Genomic DNA, 19988 nt, shown 5'->3' on the forward strand with positions numbered 1-19988 from the left:
CCAGGCCTGTGGGCATAACTTTGAGGAAAAATGCTTTTTAAACGAGCGGTTAGGGATCTTTTGAGCGCTCAAAATAACTAGGGGGATACCCTCATAGCTTATCCGGTAGCTGTTTGCGACGCTAAAAATGTACCCAACAGGGCTTTTAACCGGAGTAAAATGTGAAACTAAAAATAAACCTGATCATGGCTGGCCTGATATGCGCCGGCCAGGCCCATGCTGATGCCATTATTGGCGATAAATTGTCACAGCAGTTGCTTACCCCCCCAAGCCCACTATGATGTCATTGTCAGTTTTGATGAGCATGCCGCCATTGACAATGTGCTGCGCCCGCTCGCGGTGCCTTATCTGGGATTACAGACATTGCCCATGGCCGGGGCAACATTGACCCGGGTGCAAATTGACCAGCTCAAAGACCATCCGGACGTGGTCAGTGTGTATGCCAATGCGCCGCTTGAATACTATAACTATGAGTCAGGCGAAATCACCGGCGGCCACTATGTCCAGGACCAATATGGCGTGACCGGCGAAGGCACAGTAATTGCCGTGTTAGATTCTGGCGTGGATGCCACCCATCCTGATCTGGCCTTTGGCGAGACCGTGATTGAGAATGTGAAAATCATTGGTGATTTAGACCTGACCGGCGGCAATACCACCTTCTTAGAAGGCGTACCCAATAGTGATACATCATCTGGCCATGGCACCCACGTGGCAGGTACAGTGTCTGGCAGTGGCGCGGCTTCTGCCGGTGATGAACGTCGGGCATTCTATCATGATGGGATTGCTCCTGGCGCTAAGCTAGTGGGCCTGGGGGCCGGTGAGGGTTTAAATATTTTGTTCGGCCTGCAAGGGTTTGACTATGCCATCGCCAATCAGGAGCGGTTGGAGATCGATATTATCACCAATAGCTGGGGCGGCGGCGACGGCAGTGAGTTCGACCCCAATAACCCCATCAACCAGGCATCGTTTGAAGCTTATAAACGCGGCATGGTGGTGGCGTTCGCAGCCTCAAATTCCGGCCCTGACGACAATACCCTGAATCAGTATGCTATCGCTCCGTGGGTGATCAATGTTGCAGCAGGAACCAAAGACAAAGAACTGGCGGATTTTTCCAGCCGGGGCGTGGCCGGGCATCCGGAAAAACTGCCGGATATCACCGCGCCAGGCGCGGGCATTACCTCAACCCGCGCGGTAAATACTGTCATCGGCGCGATGGGGCCGGTGGTGGATCCGGCGCACCCTGAATATTATCAGTATTATCACACTATCAGTGGTACCTCGATGGCGACCCCGTTTGTGGCAGGCGCTGCAGCGCTGTTGTTGAGTGTGAATCCGGATTTATCTCCGGACCAAATCGAAGCAATCTTAAAACAAACCGCTGATCCTATGTCTTATCTGCCCCATGAGGTGGGCGCAGGATATATCAATGTGCTTGCCGCCATTGATACCGCCTACGTAACCCAGGGCGAGCGATTACAGTTTTTGCACGGCGATACCCAATGGGCCAGCCAGGGCGCCTGGGCCATGGCAGATAATAACGATGCACGCTTTACGTATATCGGCGAGTGGGAAGAGGGCCGGTCGAAGCAAGCCTTTGGCGGTGACTATCGTGAAGCCGATGATGACGAGGGCACCATTTTGGCCAGCGTACGCGGCGACCGCATTCGCCTGCATTTTCTGGTTACCGATGAAGATGACGGTGTGGTGCGGGTTGTGTCCAACGGGAAAACCATAGGCACTGCCAATGTCAGCGGTGCCCACGCCAGCGAAAACAATCCACAGCAAGTGACGGTAGCGTTTTCCGGTTTAGGTAATCAAACCATCAATGAAGTAGAAATTCACACTGGCGATGAAGATGTCCTATTTGATGCCATGGAAATTGATGGCCAGCTAATGGAAAGCGATGTGAGCTACACCCAGGAAACCACCACCGAAGAAGGCACCATGGGGCCGTCTGCCGAAAATCTGCAGGTGCAGGAGTTTGTGTTCGACACCACCGATAGCGATATTAATATCGATGCTGAACTAAGCTGGGCGGGCGTAGCGGATCTGGATTTTTATCTGCTTAATGCAGCCGGTGACACTGTGGCGTCAAGCGCCAGCCTGGGTAATCCAGAAACCCTGAGCTACTGGCTGGAACAGCCCGGCACCTATACCTTGCGTGTGAGCGGCTATATTAGTGCAGCAACGCCTTTTACCGTGACACGCACCATTACCCGAGCCAGCAAATAGCTGAGCGGGGGGAATTAATCAGAAGGCCTGCCTATGCAGGCCTTTTTATGCTCGAATGACAGAGGTAGCTTTGTTTTATTGCTTAGAAGGGCCGGGGAGGTCTGCGAGCAATTGTTTTAACTCTGAATAGTCCAACGGTTTTGTGAAGTGTTTATTAAAGCCAGCCGCAAAAGCCATCTCTTTGTCTTTTTTCTGACCCCATCCAGTTAAGGCTATCAAATATATCGGTTGCCCCCAGGGGGTTGCTCGAATTTGTTTGGCGACTTCATAACCAGAAATATCCGGTAACCCAATATCTGAAATAATAATATCGGGTAACCCTTTTTCCGCCTCTATGATACTTGAAATACCATCGTAAGCACGTGCTACCTTGTGCCCCTCGATTTCCAGTAATACTGCCAGGCTATCTACGGCATCTATGTTGTCATCAACAATTAAAATATGCTTCTTGCGATTTGTGCTACTCGCAGTTGCCTCTTTGGAATGAGGTTTGGCTGACCCACCTTTAAGTTTTGGCAGAGAAACAGTGAACCGACTTCCTTTGCCCGGGCCATCACTGTGCGCTGTGACAGTGCCTCCGTGCATTGCAACCAATCCGTATACCAGAGCCAGACCAATACCCAGGCCACCCCCATCTCGCTGTAGTGCCGGTTCCAGCCGGGAGAACATATTAAATATTGACGAAAGTTTGTCAGAAGGAATACCGATCCCTGTGTCTGAAATAGACACATTAATTTTTTCTGCATTCTGTGACAGGGTTACAATGATATTGCCTTGTTCAGGCGTATATTTCACCGCATTCGTTAAAAGGTTTACGATGACCTGGGTAAGGCGAGTGGGGTCCCCGTCGACTGCCAATGACTGTTCGGGCTGCTCGATGGTCAGTTCATGATGCGCTTCTTTAATAAGAGGTAGAGTAGATTCTATAGCTAATTGCACCAGCATTTTTAAATCAACATGCTCTTTACGCAACTCAAGACGCCCCTGGGAAATCCTCGTGATTTCAAGTAAGTCGTCAACGAGATGGGTCATCTGCGAAACATGCCGGTCCAGTACATCGCGATACCAAGTCAGTGAATCATTAATCGCTGATTTTTCTCGCATGATTTCGATAACGTTGCGGATAGGGGCCAAAGGGTTGCGTAACTCATGGCCTAATGTTGCCAAAAATTCATCTTTTTGTTTATCAGACTGAGTGAGCTTCTCGTTTAAATCTGATAGCGCCTGTTCGGTGGCTTTTTGTTTCGAAATATCAATAAACACCCCGAAAACCGCTTCATAATCACCCTGTTCGTCATAGGTTGCCTGGCCGCGGCTTATCATTGTCAACCACTCGCCGGTAGCTTTTTTAAGTCGAAACTCTACCTCATAAACGTTTTTTTCTATAATAGACTGTTTGATTTTCCGGCGGACCAGAGGTAAATCCTCGGGATGGATTAATTTTTTAAATTCGACGTACTCATCCCACTTTTCATCATGATGGCCAGTAAGTTGTCTAAGTTGCGAGCTCCAGTGTAGTTTGGATGTAGCCTTGCTAAAAGTAAGAATGCCCATGCGCGCGCTGGCTATGGCCAAACTTAAAAAGTCGCGGCTTTCTTGCAGTTGGTTTTGTGTGGTCGCGAGCTCATTTAATGACTGTTCGAGCTCGGTGCGTGCATTGACCAATTCTTTTTCATACGCTTGTCTGTCTTTGGCGATAAAAAAAGCGAGTTGATAGATTTTCACTTCGCCTTTTTGGCTTGTGTTTGCATTGAGTAAAGTAGGGATAGTGCTCTGATTAGCACCTTTAAGTTCTACCAGTACTTCCGCTACCTCGCCCTGTAAGTGCATCAAAGGTAGCCAGTGGGTGTGATAATAAATCTTACTACCTATAGAGAGCAGATCTGTAATTTGAAAATCAGTTGTGAGTATCTCTGGGGTATAGCCAAGCCATTGCGCAAAAGTGGCATTTACCTTTAGAATTTTTCCATTTGAGCGACACCAGACTAAACCGCAAGGAGCATGTTCAAAATCAAGTACTTCGTCATCGGTCACGTTTACGACTCTGAGTGCGAAGATAAATTATGCAAAAATTGTTTCATTGCACTGATGCATTGTTCGGGTTCGCTCATATGCGGGCAGTGTCCTGTATTATTGATAATAGTTATAATGGAGTTTGGCATGGAGCGTTGTACGTATTCACCTACGCACTGAGAAGCAATAAAGTCATCACTACTTTGCAGTATCAGTGTTGGGGTGTGGCATAAACTAAGACGGTGGCGGTCATCCGCAGTAAATGTAGCACGAGCAAATTCCTTCGCTACCTTCGGATCTGTGCGACAAAAGCTATTGGTAAGCTCTTCACTTAACTCAGGTAGCTCTGGTGCGCCCATTATCTTTGGTGCCATCGTGCTAGACCACCCTAGATAGTTACTGTCCAGAGTATCACATAATTCTTGAATATCAGCCTCAGAAAATCCCCCGACATAGTCTTCTTGGTTGGTGTAACACGGGGACGGCCCCACCATTACATGAGCCGCGAATTTTTCCGGTGCTTTTATACTGGCAATTAACCCGATAGAAGCACTTACTGAATGGCCAACAAAAAAGACTGGTGATTCAGCTGTCGCCTCAACTACTTCCAGCAGATCATCGGCATAGCCTTCTAATGTACTGTATTTCTTACTATCATAGGCTGACAAATCAGACCTGCCACTTCCAACCAAGTCATACAATACAGTGCGATACTGATCTCGAAATGCAGGCTCAACGAATCGCCACATCGACTGATCACAGCCGAAACCGTGTGAAAATAAAATAGACTGGGGCCCCTGGCCTTGAATAGTAATGTGATTGCGCGCAGTAATATCCATATTTTCTTAAAGCCGTGATGTAAGGTTGTGACTCACTCTAATGCAGGCTAATCCTGAGATCCAGTTTGTAGCCAAAAGAATTAAACGAGCCTGGTTTTAAAATATTGGAAAGTGCTTAAAATAATATATTTTTTCAATAAATCAAGTAGTTGCTACAGATACAATCTGTAGGGCAGAGGCGGCTATTTAAAGTTAAATATGCGGCGACGCGGTTGCACACTTAAAAAAGCACTAAATATTGCAGTGACTCACCGGGTACCGGTTGAACCAGTATCGTAATGTTAACGAAAAGAAAGTAAATACAGGGAGAAAGTGGTGGACGCTACTGGGACTCGCCGAGAAACGGTTGAACCAGTGTCGTAATGTTAACAAAAAGAGAGTAAATACAGGGAGAAAGTGGTGGACGCTACTGTGACTCGCCGAGAAACGGTTGAACCAGTGTCGTAATGTTAACAAAAAGAGAGTAAATACAGGGAGAAAGTGGTGGACGCTACTGGACTTGAACCAGTGACCCTCGCCTTGTAAGGGCGATGCTCTCCCAACTGAGCTAAGCGTCCATATTGTAGTAAATGATGAAGAGGTGGTGGACGCTACTGGACTTGAACCAGTGACCCTCGCCTTGTAAGGGCGATGCTCTCCCAACTGAGCTAAGCGTCCTCATCATTTACATTACAAATCAAAGTGGTGGACGCTACTGGACTTGAACCAGTGACCCTCGCCTTGTAAGGGCGATGCTCTCCCAACTGAGCTAAGCGTCCTTTGATTTGTGACTTGCCGTCTTGGGCAAGTGGGGCGGTATTATAGAGCCACGATGAAAACTGTCAACACCAATCATCTACAAAAAGTAAGAAAAGTGTTTGTTTGCTCGAAAAGTCACCATTAAGCCTTGTTTTGCTTAATTTTCCTGCAGAATCCGTGGCTTAATCGTACCTCAGAGTAAGCAACAGTATTTTGCCCCCGCCCGAACACTGGTAGAATACTGCCACTTTTTTATTCTTAAAGAGAGCACACATGTCTGTTGTAACTCGATTTGCCCCAAGCCCAACCGGCTATCTTCACGTGGGTGGCGCCCGTACGGCTTTATATTCCTGGTTATATGCAAAAAGCCAGGGCGGGGAATTTGTTCTGCGTATTGAAGATACTGATATCGAACGTTCTACCGAGGATGCCAAACAAGCCATTTTAGATGGCATGCAATGGTTGGGCTTAAACTGGGATAAGGGTCCGTATCTGCAAACCGAGCGCTTTGACCGCTATAAAGAGCTGGTGGATCAATTGCTGGCAGAAGGCAAAGCGTATAAATGCTTTATGAGTGGTGAAGAGCTGGATGCCATTCGCGAAGAGCAAAAAGCCCGTGGCGAAAAACCGCGCTATCCTGGCACCTGGCGTGATCGCACCGATCATCCTGAAGGTCAGTCATATGCAGTGCGCTTTAAAAATCCACAGGAAGGTACGGTTGTTATTAACGACCATATCCGTGGCAAGATTGAAATCAGCAATACCGAACTGGATGATTTGATCATTGCTCGCAGCGACGGCACGCCCACTTACAATTTTTGTGTGGTTGTAGATGACTGGGATATGGGCATCACTCACGTGGTGCGTGGTGAAGACCACATTAATAATACGCCGCGCCAGATTAATATTTTAAAAGCCCTGGGCGCACCAGTACCTGATTATGCCCATGTATCGATGATTTTAGGTGACGACGGTAAAAAGTTGTCCAAGCGTCATAATGCCGTGAGCGTAATGCAGTACCGTGATGATGGCTTTTTGCCACAGGCGCTGCTGAATTATCTGGTTCGTTTAGGTTGGGCACACGGCGATCAGGAGATCTTTTCACTGGATGAAATGATTGAGCACTTCAGTCTGGATGCGATTGGTCAGTCTGCATCGGCCTTTAATACCGAAAAACTGATCTGGTTGAATCAACACTATATGAAAGAGCTGCCCGCCAGCGAAGTGGCCAGCCATGCCAAATGGCATTTTGAAGAGCAGGGCATCAGTTTAGAAACCGGCCCGGTGTTAGAAGATGTAATAGCTATTCAAGCCGACCGCGTTAAAACCTTAAAAGAAATGGCACAAATCAGCCGTTACTTTTATGAGGACTTCAGTGAGTTTGATGAAAAGGCAGCCAAAAAGCATCTGCGTCCGGTAGCTAAAGAGCCACTGGAGCTGGTTAAACAAAAGCTTGAAGCAATTAAAACCTGGAACCCTGAAAACATTCAGGCTGCTATTAATGCGACGGCTGAAGAATTAGAAGTAGGCATGGGTAAAATCGGCATGCCATTGCGGGTGGCAGTGACCGGTGGGGGCAATTCACCTGCCTTGGATGAAACCCTGAATCTTATTTCTAAACAGAAAGTTGCGCACAGAATAGACAATGCGCTCAAATTTATAGCAAACAGGGAAAATTCATAAATATTCCCTAAAAAACCGTTGACAGGGCAGTGGGGTATGCCTAGAATGCGCCCCGCTGTCACGGAACAACAAACACCACGTACAGTGGGTTAACGTTGTTTCGGTAAGTACGGGGCCATAGCTCAGCTGGGAGAGCGCTTGCATGGCATGCAAGAGGTCGGCGGTTCGATCCCGCCTGGCTCCACCAAATTTAGATGATGCGCGCAAGCGGGTTGTCGCAAGTAAGATTAAGTTCTTAGGTTAAGATTGTCATTTTACTAAAAAAATAATCTTACATAAAATGTCTAAGTCCAATGCTCTTGTGAGCAGGATAAGGCCGAAAAATTTTAATGTTGAAATTTTTCCCAGACAAAATTTTATCGTTGCAGTGCAACGATGAACAAAAATTTTGTCCCCTTCGTCTAGAGGCCTAGGACACCGCCCTTTCACGGCGGTAACAGGGGTTCGAATCCCCTAGGGGACGCCATTTTTACGGTGTCACAGTCCGCAACTGTGAAGTTCTTAGGTTAAGGTTAGGTTACTTGGGGCTTATTAGTCGTCAGTAAACCAATAAGATGCTAATGCATTTCACCTTACAAAAAATCTCAAAAGCCCAGCTTTTGAAGAAAGATTTTTTGTCCCCTTCGTCTAGAGGCCTAGGACACCGCCCTTTCACGGCGGTAACAGGGGTTCGAATCCCCTAGGGGACGCCATTTTTACGGTGTCACAGTCCGCAACTGTGAGGTTCTTAGGTTAAGGATTATATTCTTTTTGCAGAGTATTTCCTTACAAAAAATCTCAAAAGCGTAGCTTTTGATGGAAGATTTTTTGTCCCCTTCGTCTAGAGGCCTAGGACACCGCCCTTTCACGGCGGTAACAGGGGTTCGAATCCCCTAGGGGACGCCATTTTACGGTGTCACAGTCCGCAACTGTGAAATTCTTAGGTTAAGACTACTATTCTTTTTAAGATGGTACTCTTACAAAAAACGTCTAAGTCTAATGCTCTTATGAGCACGAAAAGGCCGAAAAATTTCAATGTTGAAATTTTTCCCAGACAAAATTTTATCGTTGCAGTGCAACGATAAGCAAAAATTTTGTCCCCTTCGTCTAGAGGCCTAGGACACCGCCCTTTCACGGCGGTAACAGGGGTTCGAATCCCCTAGGGGACGCCATATACAAAACCAGCCTTCGGGCTGGTTTTTTTATGCCTGTTATTTACTGAAAATCCAGTTATCCCGGCGCAGGCCGCGATCTCCTAAAGGGCATGGTACGCCTGCAGAAGGCGGTAGTTGTCGGCATTTGAAGTAACCCAAGGAGATCCCGGCTGCTGCCGGGATGACGATGAATTGACGAAAGCCGTAAAGAAAGACCGTCCTCGCAACAAAAGTCGCGATCTCCCACCTGTCACGGCAAGCTTAAAAAAGACGGTAGTTGTGAGTATTAAAAGCTACCCAAGGAGATTCCGGCTGCTGCCGGAATGACGATGTTGTATAAGGCGTAGGCCGGGATGACGATGAGTTGGCGAAAGTCGTAAACAAAGACCGTCATTGCGACGAAAGTCGCGATCTCCCAAGGGCATGGCGAGTCTGAAAAAGGCGGTAGTTGCTGGCTTCAAAATATTCCAAGGAGCTCCCGGCGGCTGCCGGGATGACGATGAATTGGCGAAAGCCGTAATAAAAGAGCGTCATCGCGGCGCAGGCCGCGATCTCCGTGGGGGCATGGCAAACCTGAAAACGGCGGTAGTTGTCAGCATTATAAGCAATCAAGGAGATCCCGGCGGCTGCCGGGATGACGATGAATTGGCGAAAGCCGTAATAAAAGAGCGTCATCGCGGCGCAGGCCGCGATCTCCGTGGGGGGCATGGCAAACCTGAAAACGGCGGTAGTTGTCAGCATTATATGCATTCTAAGGAGACCCTGGTTGTTGCCGAATGACTAACTAACAGCGGTGCGAACAAAGAATAAGCAAACAGCTTCTGGTTAACTATATTATTTAAATAAACCGTTGACACGGCAATGACTTATACCTAGTATCACACACGTTGGTTAGGGCTGAGAACGCCAGTTCTCGTGTTGCTCAGACAAACATCGGGGCCATAGCTCAGCTGGGAGAGCGCTTGCATGGCATGCAAGAGGTCGGCGGTTCGATCCCGCCTGGCTCCACCAATCCTTCATTGATGCATATCAGCATATTTATAGTTTCAATATTCTTTTGTCGTTCGACAATAACCTTATTTTTATCTTTGATTAATCTAGCCTACAAGCTGAATAACTCGTCGCCGTGGTGCACTTTAGTCTATAAAAAGTAAAGTTTCTGATACCTTGTATACTCACAAATAACTTCTCATACCTATTGTTTCCTACGCTTTAATAAAAAGCGAAATTGTCGTTCTTTCCGGATGAAGGGTTCAGCACTTTTGCCAGCCGGCAGGCGCTTCAGTTTGCTTCGGTTTTCTAAAGTCTAGGGCTCACAATATTGAAATTTTCCGCCATATTCCCAGCACTGAGATGGTTGTCTGTGGTTAAGTCAGCATTAGCAAATAGACCAGGCATTTATGACAAGGTGAAATTGGGCGCGGTGTGCATTACTGTGTTTCCCGCCCTGCTTTTACTCGCCGCGAGTGCAGCGTTGGCAAATAATGATTTAAGAACATATCAATTACGAAGCGATACCCGGCCTGTTTCATATTCCACCGATTCTAGCTATAGAATCTGGACAATCAGCGCACCAGATCTTGCCATCAATTTAGTACAAAATTCAGAAAGTTCTGACTTCAACCATGTGGATGCGGGCGACTCGCTAAGCTACAGCATTGTTGTCACCAATATGGGTGGCACAGAAGCTTCTGATTTGACTCTGGCCGTGCCGGTTGTGGATGGCCTCGAGCCGGCAAGTGTGGCAACTGTTCAAGTCGATAATGTTAACACGGCCGATTATAGTGGCTCATTAGAAGCAGGAACCTTTGCTCTAAACCAAACGTTAAAAGCTGGTTCCACGCTCTCTGTTACCTATACCAGGGATGTCTCGAATAATGTTATTCCCAATCAATCACTGACTTCAACTGCGTCGGTGAGCTGGAACAATGGCGCAAATGATGCGCCATTGCAATCGGGCACAGCTACCAGCGAATTGACTGTAGCGTCTGCTCAGATCGCTTTAGCTGTTTCCAGTGTTAATCCGCAAGGGTCAGCCGACCACATCGTGGTGGGCGATGTCCTCAGCTACGATGCCACTGTGACCTTACCCGAAGGAATTGTGAATGCGCTGACGGTGAATGTCACATTGCCGGCCGGTTTGGGTTTTGTTTCCGGCAGCGAACAACTGGATGCTACTGGCTTTAGCGGTACTGCGGGAGCCTTGCAGTCCGCTGTAATCACGACCAGTAGAGACGGGGTTCAACAAATAGTTATAGAGTTGTCAGGAACAACTACCACTACAGCCAACGGTAATAGCAGCGATAACAGCCTGGTGATTGCTTTTCAGGCTGATGTGAAAGATTCCGAAGCCAATAGTGCCAGCAGAGCTTTGCAAAACAAACAAGCATCAGCCAGCATCGGCTATACCGACTTTTCCGGCGCCGCGGTAAGCGCGAACACCACCAAACAATTTGCTGAACATGATCTGGCTATCACGAGCACAGTGACTCCGGCTGAAGGGCTTTCGGCCGGTGATACCATTACCATCCAGTATGTCGTAACTAATAATGGAACTGCGCCAGCTTACGATGTGGTGATTTCCGAAGCGGTCAATACCAGCTTGCTGGATGCAACGTCTATCACCGCCAGCACCACGCCGGCCGGCTATAGCTTTGGCTTTACTGCGAATACCGTTACCTTCACAGCAGCTGGCACTACCGTGTTGCCACCGGGCCAAAGTGTCACCGTGGCCTATCAGGGCGTTGCCCGCAGCAATGTTCAAAGCGGCGCAGCCTTTACTTTAAATGCACAGGCGGTGGGCGATAGCCAGCAGGGTAGCCCTAAACTGCAGCGCGCCCAAACCCGCACTCGCGAGACGGTGGCCGCCACTGAAAACCCGACGGTTGAAAGCATCACCAGCATCGGCTCGTCTGCCACCTGGACCGCCCATCGGGCCACCCCAGAGCTGGCCATTGGTGAAACCCAAACCTATGAAGTCACCGTCAATATTCCTGAAGGTCTGACCCAGGATGGCACCGAAAATCGACTATTGAGCGTGCTGCTGCCTGACGGTCTGCAATATATTGCCAATAGCGGCAAGCTGGCAGAAGTATCGGATAGTGGCTTGCAAAGCAGCGTGCTGACGCTGTCACCCACAGCGCAAAATGTGTCTGTAGGCCAGGACGGCAAAACATTACTGGTGAATGTCGGTGATGTGCAAAACAATGATAATGATAACAATGCTGAGCAACTGGTTTTTACCTTTAAAACTTTAGCGCTCAATACTACGGCCAATAACCGCGGCGACACTAAATCGGTCCAGGCCAATATTAATTACATTAATCAGGCCAACAGGTTGCAAAGCCATCACCAAAGCACCCAAAGTGTGATTGTGGAGCCTAATGTAGGTGCAACTTTAACGGCTAACCCCACCAGTGTCACCGGTGGCCAGACAGTCACCTTCACGCTGGTACTGGAAAACCAGAGCGGTACCCATGTGGCGCGTGGCTGGGACTGGCTGCTGGCACAAACGCTGCCCTCCAGATTGACCTACAGCGCATTGCAGTCTGCAATTTTGTCCCGTGGCAATGTCGATGTCGCCGCGTGCTTAGGCCAATCCGGCCAGGAAATAAGCGTCAATGCAAATTGTCTGGCGCAGGGCGAGCGCTATCTGGCCCCGGGCGAGACCATCACCCTGATATACGAGGCCAACGTAGATCCGGCGATTGGTTTTGAAGAGCAAATCAATGCTGAAGCGACAGTCTCGCTGACCAGCCTTAAAGGCAACGGCAGTGAACGTTCACTCGACTCGTTTTCCGGTAGTGCTGGCAGCGATACCGGTGAGCGCACCGGTACCAACCGCAAAAATACCTCGAACCAGGCGGTTAACCAACTGCGTGCGGTAGCTAGCGAAACCCTGGTGGCGGGCGCACCGCAGGTTTCCCTGCAAACGTCGGCGTCTGACGTGGTAATTGGCCAGGCGTATTCGTACACGGTGAGCTTTTCGCTGCCCACCGGCACCACGGATAATTTTACCTACACCCTGGATCTTCCCGCAGGCCTAAGCTATTCCGGTGAGCCAATTATCATCACCCAGCCGGACAGCCAGTTTTCCTACACCGGGTCGCCAGACACCAGCCCGGTGGCAGGCACAAATCCGGTAGAACTGAATTTGGGGTCAATCACCAACTCTGCGTCGGTTAGCCAACAGTTAACCATTGAGGTACCAGTGAGTGTGGATAACAGCCTGGCGAACCAGGAAGGCGAAGTGCGTACCGCCACTGCCACCCTGAACTACCAGGGCGCCACGCAACCACTGCCTGGCGATACCAGTCAGGTCACCCTGCGAGAGCCTGATCTTGAGCTGACTCAGCAGTTTATTGGCGGCGCTGCCGACAAAGATGCCGGCGATACGGTGCGTTATCAAACCACGCTGACCAACCAGGCCCTGCATGCCACTGCCTATCAGGTGGATGTGCGCGATGTGATGCCAACCGAACTGTTGGGCGCGCCAGACGGTAGCGGGACAGGTTTAACCTTCAGCAATATCAGCGTAGTCATTGATAGCGGCGATGTTTGGTTAAACGGCTCCTATACTGTGGTAAGCAGCACCGATGCCATTATCAGCCAGACCAATCAGGCTAACGATACCATCAGCCTGCCAGCTCTCTCGCTGGGGCCCAATGCCAGCGTGACGTTAGCCTACGATGTGGTACTGGCCAACAGTGCCCAGGCCGGCCAGACCTTGACCAGTACCGCGCAGGTGGACTACACCAGTCTGGTGGATGGTGGCGGCCGCACCAGTGCTGATGGCGGCAATGATGATAATGATGCCACGCTGAATAATTATCTGGAATCAGTAAGCTCGACCATGACCGTGAACAGTGCACTGGCGCTGCAGACCCGGCTCAACGCCCGTCATACGGATACCAACTTCACGCTGGGTGATACTGTGACCCTGGATAATCAGGTGGATTTGGTCGAAGGCGACATTACCAATGTGGTGTTTACGCTGGATTTACCCGATGGTACGCGACTGGGTAACAGTACAGTGTCGGTGGAAGAAAATGTCAGTTACACCGGTACTGCCACTGCTGCAGTTAGTGGGAACCGGGTTACTGTTGACTTGGGCAATGTGAGTAACACCGCTGATGCCAGCAACCTGAATGACTTTTTAACCATTGCGCTGGATGTGATCATCGAAGATTCTGTGCAGGTCAATGCTGGTGATAGCCTGACATTTACAGGCAATCTGAGCAGCGATGCTGCCGCAGTCGGGCCGGTTTCCCAGGCTATTGCGATTATTGAGCCGGCCCTCACCACTCAGCTTCAGGCCAGTAAAAATGTGGTGTCCTTAGGTGATACCGTGACCTATACCTTTACCGCCACGCCAGGTGCAAACAGCGCCACCGCCCACGACAGCCAGGTGGCCTTACAGCTACCCGATGGTCTTAAGTTGGTGACCGGCAGCTTTGCCGGGCAGGGCAGTAGCGACACATCGGTGCCCGGCCAGCTGGCGGTGGATTTAGGTGCAATTACGGTGGCCGATGGCGCCAAAACCTTCACCTTCAAAGCTCAGGTTGCCAACGACGCGGTGGTGAATAGTGCGCTGAATATCACCACTGTGGCCGGGACTTATACCAGTGCTGCAGGCAGCAACCCGGATGAGCGCAGCTATAGTTTTACGGTTTCCGAGTCTGTGAGTGTGGGCAACGCGGCCTTTTTAGCCGCCGCGCAATCTGTTGCCTTAAGCTATGATGCCAACGGCAATGGTGTGGCTGACGCTGGTGATGAGTTAACAGTGACAGCGCTGATGACCAATAATGGTGCCGATGTCAGCAATGTCGTCTTCAGCCACCCCGTGCCTACCTACACCACTCTGGTCGTGGGCAGCGTGATAGCAGCCGGTGCCACCATTGATACCAGCAACGGCGTATCAGTGAGCCAGGCCAACCTGGCCGGGGCTGACAGCCTTTCTGTAGAGTTTGTATTGCGTGTTGATGACGCAGTGCAGCCAGGAGCCTTGATTACACTGCAGGGACAGGTGGACTCTGACGATACTGTGGGCGAGCCCACCGATGCTGATAATAACGACCAAAATGGTGACCAGCCCAACCTGGTGCGGGTAGGCAGCCCGGCAGAAGCCACGGCTGCTGTAGCTACAGCCTTTTCATTTTCCCTAACCGGTGATGCTGATAGTAATCAGGCGGTAAGTGCCGGCGATACGTTGGAGTTGAATCTTCAGGTGACCAACAGTGGCAGCGAAGCCATCACCAATTTGGCCCTGCAGCAAACACTGCCTGCCGGCCTGACCTTTGTCAGCGGCACAGTTGCCGGTGGCAGCGTGTCTGCCAGCGGGCAAACGGTTGATGCCGTATTGGCGTCATTGCCAGCCAATGCAATTGCCACGGTAACGCTGACCGTGCAAGTCGATGCTCCGCTGGTCAACACCAACAGCAATCCTGACAGTGAACTGTTTAGCCTGAATGGTAGCCTGAATGCCGATCAGCTACCCAGCCAGGCACTGGATGCCAACGGTATCGCAGTAGACGGTGCTCAGCCGCTCCAGTTTACCGCTATCGGGCCTAATGGCACCGCCGCGCCAGCTGTTCAGATCAGCGAAAGCTGGTGGTTGTCCAAAGATATCGACGGTGATGGTCTGGTTGATAATGCCGATGAAATCAGCTACCGGGTGCGTGCTTACAACACCGGTAGTCAGGCGGCGCAGGATGTGCGCATTGTTCATCCGCTGCCGGATGATAGCCAGTATGTGACCGGCTCAGCCTCAGTCAGCCAGGGTGTGATTGTGGCTGAGGCCCCGGTCACTGCCAACCTGGGTAATCTGGCCGCGGGCGGCTCGGCGACCCTGACCTATGTGGTTAAAGCCAACGGCAGCCAACCTGACTTTGTGCTGCAGTCGCAGGGCACCGTCAGTGGTGCGAATTTCACCGATGTACTGTCTGATGCCAACAGTGATAGCAGCGATGGTGTGCAAGCGGGGTTGGTCAGCGTGACCGATGCTGCTGCGCCAGCGTTTGCTATGCAGGCACAGTTGGTAAGCACCAGCAACCCGGCCACTGATGGGGCAACCTTTATTCAGGGTGAAACCCTGACCCTGGACTACACGCTGACCATTCCGGCGGGGGCGTACGAGCAGGGCGAACTGTATCTTGAATTGCCTGGTACCATGCAGGTACAGGCGCAAGCCGGCGCAGCTCGTGCTTTTGATAATGCGTTAAGTTTTGCCGCCAACCCCGGCCAGCTCAACCAGGCCGCGGCGCAAACGCCGGTGGCCGTGACCCTGGTGCAAACCGCGCAGGCTGCTCAACTGTCTTTGGGTGGCGTGATCAATGCCGACAATGATGCCAATGCCGAAGAGTTGGTGGTCACCATCACAGTGGATACGGCCTCTTTGGTGCCGCAGGCCAGTCTGACACCGTTAGACATCGTGCCGGCCTTTAGTTATGTCGATAGTCGTGGCGTACCGGTCTATTTGCAGGGCGCACCCCTACAGGTTGAACTGCAAAACCAATTGCCGGCAGCCGTCGCTGACAGCTTCACGCTGAATGAAGACAGTGCCGCTACCACGTTGGCTGTATTGGCTAATGACAGCGATGCCGACAATGGCCAGTTCCTGCTGATTGATAGCATAGATAGCACAAGCACCCGGGGCGCTGTCACCCTTAATGAAACCGCGACTGCGCTGGTGTACACCCCGGCGACAGATGATAATGGCCAGGACAGTGTGAGTTACACCGTCACCGATCAGGCCGGCGGATTTGCCACTGCCACCGCACAGCTAACCATTAATGCCTTACCGGACGCACCGGTGGCTATCGCTGATAGCCTGACCGTCGCCGAGGACAACAGTGGCCAGCTGCAGGTCACCGCTAATGACATTGATGTGGACGGCGAGACCATTACCCTGGTGTCCGCCAGCGCCGATGTGGGCAGTGTTACTGTGGTAGACAGCCAAACAGTGCGCTATACCCCGGCAGCAGATTTTTATGGTGACGCTGTGGTGACTTACCAAATCACCGATCCTACCGCGCTTACCAGCCAGGGCAGCCTGACTGTGACAGTCACACCGGTCAACGATACCCCGGTCATCGCCGGTCAGGTGGACGCTCAAAATGCGGCCATTATGGTCATGGCCGGCATGGACATGGACGAGGACAGCCAGTTGACTGTGCCGCTGGCTAGCATTGCCAGCGATATTGATGGCGATGTGCTGAGCTTGTCTGGCCTGGCCTCGGATCAGGGCACAGTGTCGGTCGATACCGCCGGTGGATTGCTGTTTGTACCATCAGCCGATTTTAACGGCCCGGCCCAAATCAGCTTTGTGGTCAGCGACACCGCGGGTGGTAGCGCTACAGGCCGTTTACCGGTGACTGTCTTGCCTATCAATGATGCATCGGTGCTAAGCGCCAGCCCACAAACCACCTTTATCGATGCGCCGTTGACCATCGGGGTGCTGGCTGCTGCGCGCGATGTAGACGAAGACGACCTGACTATCAGCTCCATGCGGGCGGTGAATGGTTCGGTAAGCCTGGGTGGTGCAGGGGACGTGATCTTTACCCCCGTACCTGGCTTTGAAGGCGAGGCTGAAGTGGAAGTGTGTATTACCGACGGCATTGCACCTGTGTGCGCCACCTGGCCGGTGGCGGTAATTAGCCCCAACGCGCCACCGGTGCTTGAAGACATGGTGATTGAGATTGGCGAAGACCAAAGCATTGCCCTGGCCTTAGAGGGAATCGATCCGGATGGCGATAATCTGACCTATGAGTTGCTCAGCGCACCAGCCGGTAAACTGGCCGGTACCCTGCCGCGGGTCACCTATACGCCCACAGATGATTTTAATGGCGAAGACAGCTTTACCTATGTGGCCAGCGACGGCATCGAACAATCCAACATTGCCACTGTCACAGTGCGCATCGGAGAGCAAAACGACAAACCACTGGCGCTGGATGATACCGCCACCGCCGGACAGGCGGGTGCCATTCTTATCCCGGTGCTGGATAATGACCGTGATCCGGAAGGCGATGCGCTGACCGTGATTGGCGTGAAAACCCGCCTGGGCCAGGTAAGCATTGAAAACAATGCGGTGCGGTACCAGCCGGCCTCTGGCTTTAGCGGCTTTGCCCTGATGCATTACACCATTCGCGACATCGTCGGCCAGACCGCTTCGGCCAACGTGCTGGTTACGGTAGACGGAGAGGTGGACCCCTTAGCACCGGTGATCACGGTGCCAGCGGATATCTTAGAAGATGCCAATGCCTTGTTTACCAAAATTGACCTGGGCGTGGCCTCGGCGGTGGACCGCTTAGGCAACCCGCTGCCGGTATCACTGGTAGATGGCGTGACTTTCTATAAACCAGGCACCAATATTGCCTATTGGAGTGCCACCGATGCGGCCGGTCGTCAGTCGATTGCCAGCCAGTTGGTCCGGGTGCGCCCGCTGGTGTCGCTGGACAAGGATCAGTTTGTGCTGGAAGGCCAAAGTGCCAGTGTGGGTGTCCACCTAAACGGTGCCTCACCCGACTATCCCCTGGTGATCCCGTTTGAGGTCAGCGGTACGGCCGACGCCCAGGATCATGATCTCATAGCTGGACAGATTGTGCTGCAGGCTGGCACCACGGCCCGCATTCGCTTTGATACATTCAGTGATGCACTGACCGAAGGTGATGAAACTATCGAGGTAAGCCTTTCTGCAGCGTTGAACCGCGGTAACAAGGCCACCCACACCATGACCATTGCCGAGCAAAATGTGGATCCGCGTTTGACCCTCAATGCAGTGCAGAGCACGGATCAGCGGGTGGTGATTGCCCGTAATGGTGGTGATGTGGTGGTCAGCTCCGAAATTGCCCACCCCGATGCCACCAATGTGTATCAGTTTAGCTGGCAGGTGCGGAATGACGCCTTAACCGACACTGATAGCGAGCCAGCCACCTTTACCTTTGACCCGTCTGCATTGCGCCCGGGCATATATATGCTAACCGCGCAAATCACCGACGCTGACGATACTGCCTATGGCGACACCAACTCGCTGTTTTTACAGGTGGTGGACTCACTTGCAACCCTGACTGGCCAGGACAGTGACGGAGACGGCATCCCGGATGATGTGGAAGGGTACAAAGACACCGATCGTGACGGCATTCCTGATTGGCAGGATCCCATAAACGAATGCAATGTATTGCCCGAAGAGCGTGAATTTGTGAACGGCTATCTGGTAGAAGGCGACCCGGGTGTGTGCCTGCGCATCGGTGACGGTGCTATTCGCGGCCAAACCGGCGGTGCGCAGATTATCGAAGATGATCTGTCCCGCCTGGCCGGGTTGGCACCTGATGAACAGGCGCAAAATGTGGGTGGTATCTTTGACTTTATCGCCTACGGCCTGCCGCGCCGCGGTGACACCTATAGCATCGTAATGCCACAGCGTAATCCGGTGCCTGAACAGGCGGTGTACCGTAAATATACCGAGGCCACCGGCTGGGTAACCTTTGATGAAAGTGGCGCTAACCAATTGCGCTCAACAGCCGGTGAACCAGGCTACTGCCCACCGCCGGGCGGCGATGTGTGGACGCCGGGATTAACTGCCGGGCACTGGTGTGTGCAGGTCAGTATCACCGATGGTGGCCCCAACGATGCTGACGGCATTGCCAACAGCACTGTTGTTGACCCGGGTGGTGTGGGCGTATTGCAAAGCCAGCAGGCCAACCAGGCGCCGGTAGCAGCCGATGATGAGTACGAAATGATCTTCAACGCAGCGCAAACCTTTGCCCCGCTGGGCAATGACAGCGATGCCGATGGAGACACCTTGCGCATCACATCAGTGGCTGCCCCGCTGGGCACCGCCACCTTTAGCGACACCGAAGTCACCTACACCCCACCGGCCAACTTTGTCGGCCAGGTCACGCTGGTTTACGGCATCACCGATAATCGTGGGGGGACCGCTTCTGCCGACATGGTCATTGAGGTGGTGGATAACCGCGCGCCCATCGTGGTGGGCGAGCAAATCACTGTGGTGGCTGACAGCATCACGCAAATTGATGTACTGGCAAACGACAGTGACCCGGATGCCGACACCCTGAGCGTAGTAGAAGCCCAGGCCGAGCATGGCAGTGTCTTCATTCTGCCCAACCAGGAACTGGAGTATGTGGCAGCCAAAGGATTTGAAGGTACTGACCGTATTACCTATACCGTTGCCGATGACAACTTTGCCGAGCAAAGCGGCATCGTTCAGGTTGAGGTTGAGCCAAAACCAGTGCGCATCGAAAATAAATCTGGCGGCGCGCTGTACTGGCTGCTTCTGCTGGGGGCGGCGGCTGCCTGGCAGCGCCGTTACCTGCGCCGCCATTAATAATTAAGA

At 51.7% G+C, this 19988-nt stretch carries 6 protein-coding genes and 9 tRNA genes; 9 read left to right on the forward strand and 6 right to left on the reverse strand.

The genetic code is table 11. The annotated features are described in order from the left end of the window. The first annotated feature begins 216 nt into the window (after window positions 1–216). On the forward strand, window positions 217–2232 hold the full coding sequence (locus tag ACTUJZ_RS00205; RefSeq protein WP_463634262.1) for a S8 family peptidase: 2016 nt from the start codon (window positions 217–219) through the stop codon (window positions 2230–2232). Between the two features lie 75 nt (window positions 2233–2307). Here the strand turns inward: ACTUJZ_RS00205 and ACTUJZ_RS00210 are convergent, their stop codons facing one another. From ACTUJZ_RS00210 to ACTUJZ_RS00230, 5 genes are all read right to left on the reverse strand, one after another. Further along, window positions 2308–4266: a PAS domain-containing hybrid sensor histidine kinase/response regulator gene (locus ACTUJZ_RS00210; RefSeq protein ID WP_463634263.1), complete on the reverse strand. Its 1959-nt coding sequence runs from the start codon at window positions 4264–4266 to the stop codon at window positions 2308–2310. 2 nt (window positions 4267–4268) lie between these two features. Continuing rightward, on the reverse strand, window positions 4269–5084 hold the full coding sequence (locus ACTUJZ_RS00215; RefSeq protein ID WP_463634264.1) for an alpha/beta fold hydrolase: 816 nt from the start codon (window positions 5082–5084) through the stop codon (window positions 4269–4271). 481 nt (window positions 5085–5565) lie between these two features. After that, window positions 5566–5641, reverse strand: a tRNA-Val gene (locus tag ACTUJZ_RS00220). Between the two features lie 24 nt (window positions 5642–5665). After that, window positions 5666–5741, reverse strand: a tRNA-Val gene (locus tag ACTUJZ_RS00225). A gap of 25 nt (window positions 5742–5766) precedes the next feature. Beyond that, window positions 5767–5842: transfer RNA gene (locus ACTUJZ_RS00230), tRNA-Val, on the reverse strand. A 253-nt stretch (window positions 5843–6095) separates the two neighbouring features. Between ACTUJZ_RS00230 and gltX the strand changes: the two genes are divergently transcribed. The 6 genes from gltX (at window position 6096) to ACTUJZ_RS00260 (ending at window position 8656) form a co-directional block, all read left to right on the forward strand. Beyond that, on the forward strand, window positions 6096–7505 hold the full coding sequence (gene gltX, locus ACTUJZ_RS00235; RefSeq protein WP_463634265.1) for a glutamate--tRNA ligase: 1410 nt from the start codon (window positions 6096–6098) through the stop codon (window positions 7503–7505). A gap of 111 nt (window positions 7506–7616) precedes the next feature. Continuing rightward, window positions 7617–7692 (forward strand) — tRNA-Ala (locus ACTUJZ_RS00240). A gap of 203 nt (window positions 7693–7895) precedes the next feature. Next, window positions 7896–7971: transfer RNA gene (locus ACTUJZ_RS00245), tRNA-Glu, on the forward strand. A gap of 150 nt (window positions 7972–8121) precedes the next feature. Further along, window positions 8122–8197 (forward strand) — tRNA-Glu (locus ACTUJZ_RS00250). A 117-nt stretch (window positions 8198–8314) separates the two neighbouring features. After that, a tRNA-Glu gene (locus ACTUJZ_RS00255) sits at window positions 8315–8390 on the forward strand. Between the two features lie 190 nt (window positions 8391–8580). Then, window positions 8581–8656 (forward strand) — tRNA-Glu (locus tag ACTUJZ_RS00260). Between the two features lie 372 nt (window positions 8657–9028). Here ACTUJZ_RS00260 and ACTUJZ_RS00265 read toward each other — a convergent pair. Next, window positions 9029–9379: a hypothetical protein gene (locus tag ACTUJZ_RS00265; RefSeq protein WP_463634266.1), complete on the reverse strand. Its 351-nt coding sequence runs from the start codon at window positions 9377–9379 to the stop codon at window positions 9029–9031. Between the two features lie 194 nt (window positions 9380–9573). On the opposite strand from ACTUJZ_RS00265, the gene ACTUJZ_RS00270 reads away from it, so the two are divergent. Both ACTUJZ_RS00270 and ACTUJZ_RS00275 read left to right on the forward strand, forming a co-directional pair. Then, window positions 9574–9649: transfer RNA gene (locus ACTUJZ_RS00270), tRNA-Ala, on the forward strand. 616 nt (window positions 9650–10265) lie between these two features. Further along, window positions 10266–19979, forward strand: a complete 9714-nt coding sequence (locus tag ACTUJZ_RS00275; protein WP_463634267.1) for an Ig-like domain-containing protein — start codon at window positions 10266–10268, stop codon at window positions 19977–19979. Window positions 19980–19988 lie beyond the last annotated feature (9 nt).

Source organism: Alteromonas sp. WD8-37 (genome assembly GCF_055326825.1).

Excerpts from the sequence above, each read along its gene's own strand:
- gltX (WP_463634265.1), top strand. The coding sequence starts at position 6,096 with ATGTCTGTTGTAACTCGATTTGCCCCAAGCCCAACCGGCTATCTTCAC.
- ACTUJZ_RS00265 (WP_463634266.1), bottom strand. The coding sequence starts at position 9,379 with ATGCTGACAACTACCGCCGTTTTCAGGTTTGCCATGCCCCCCACGGAG.
- ACTUJZ_RS00215 (WP_463634264.1), bottom strand. The coding sequence starts at position 5,084 with ATGGATATTACTGCGCGCAATCACATTACTATTCAAGGCCAGGGGCCC.
- ACTUJZ_RS00205 (WP_463634262.1), top strand. The coding sequence starts at position 217 with ATGCTGATGCCATTATTGGCGATAAATTGTCACAGCAGTTGCTTACCC.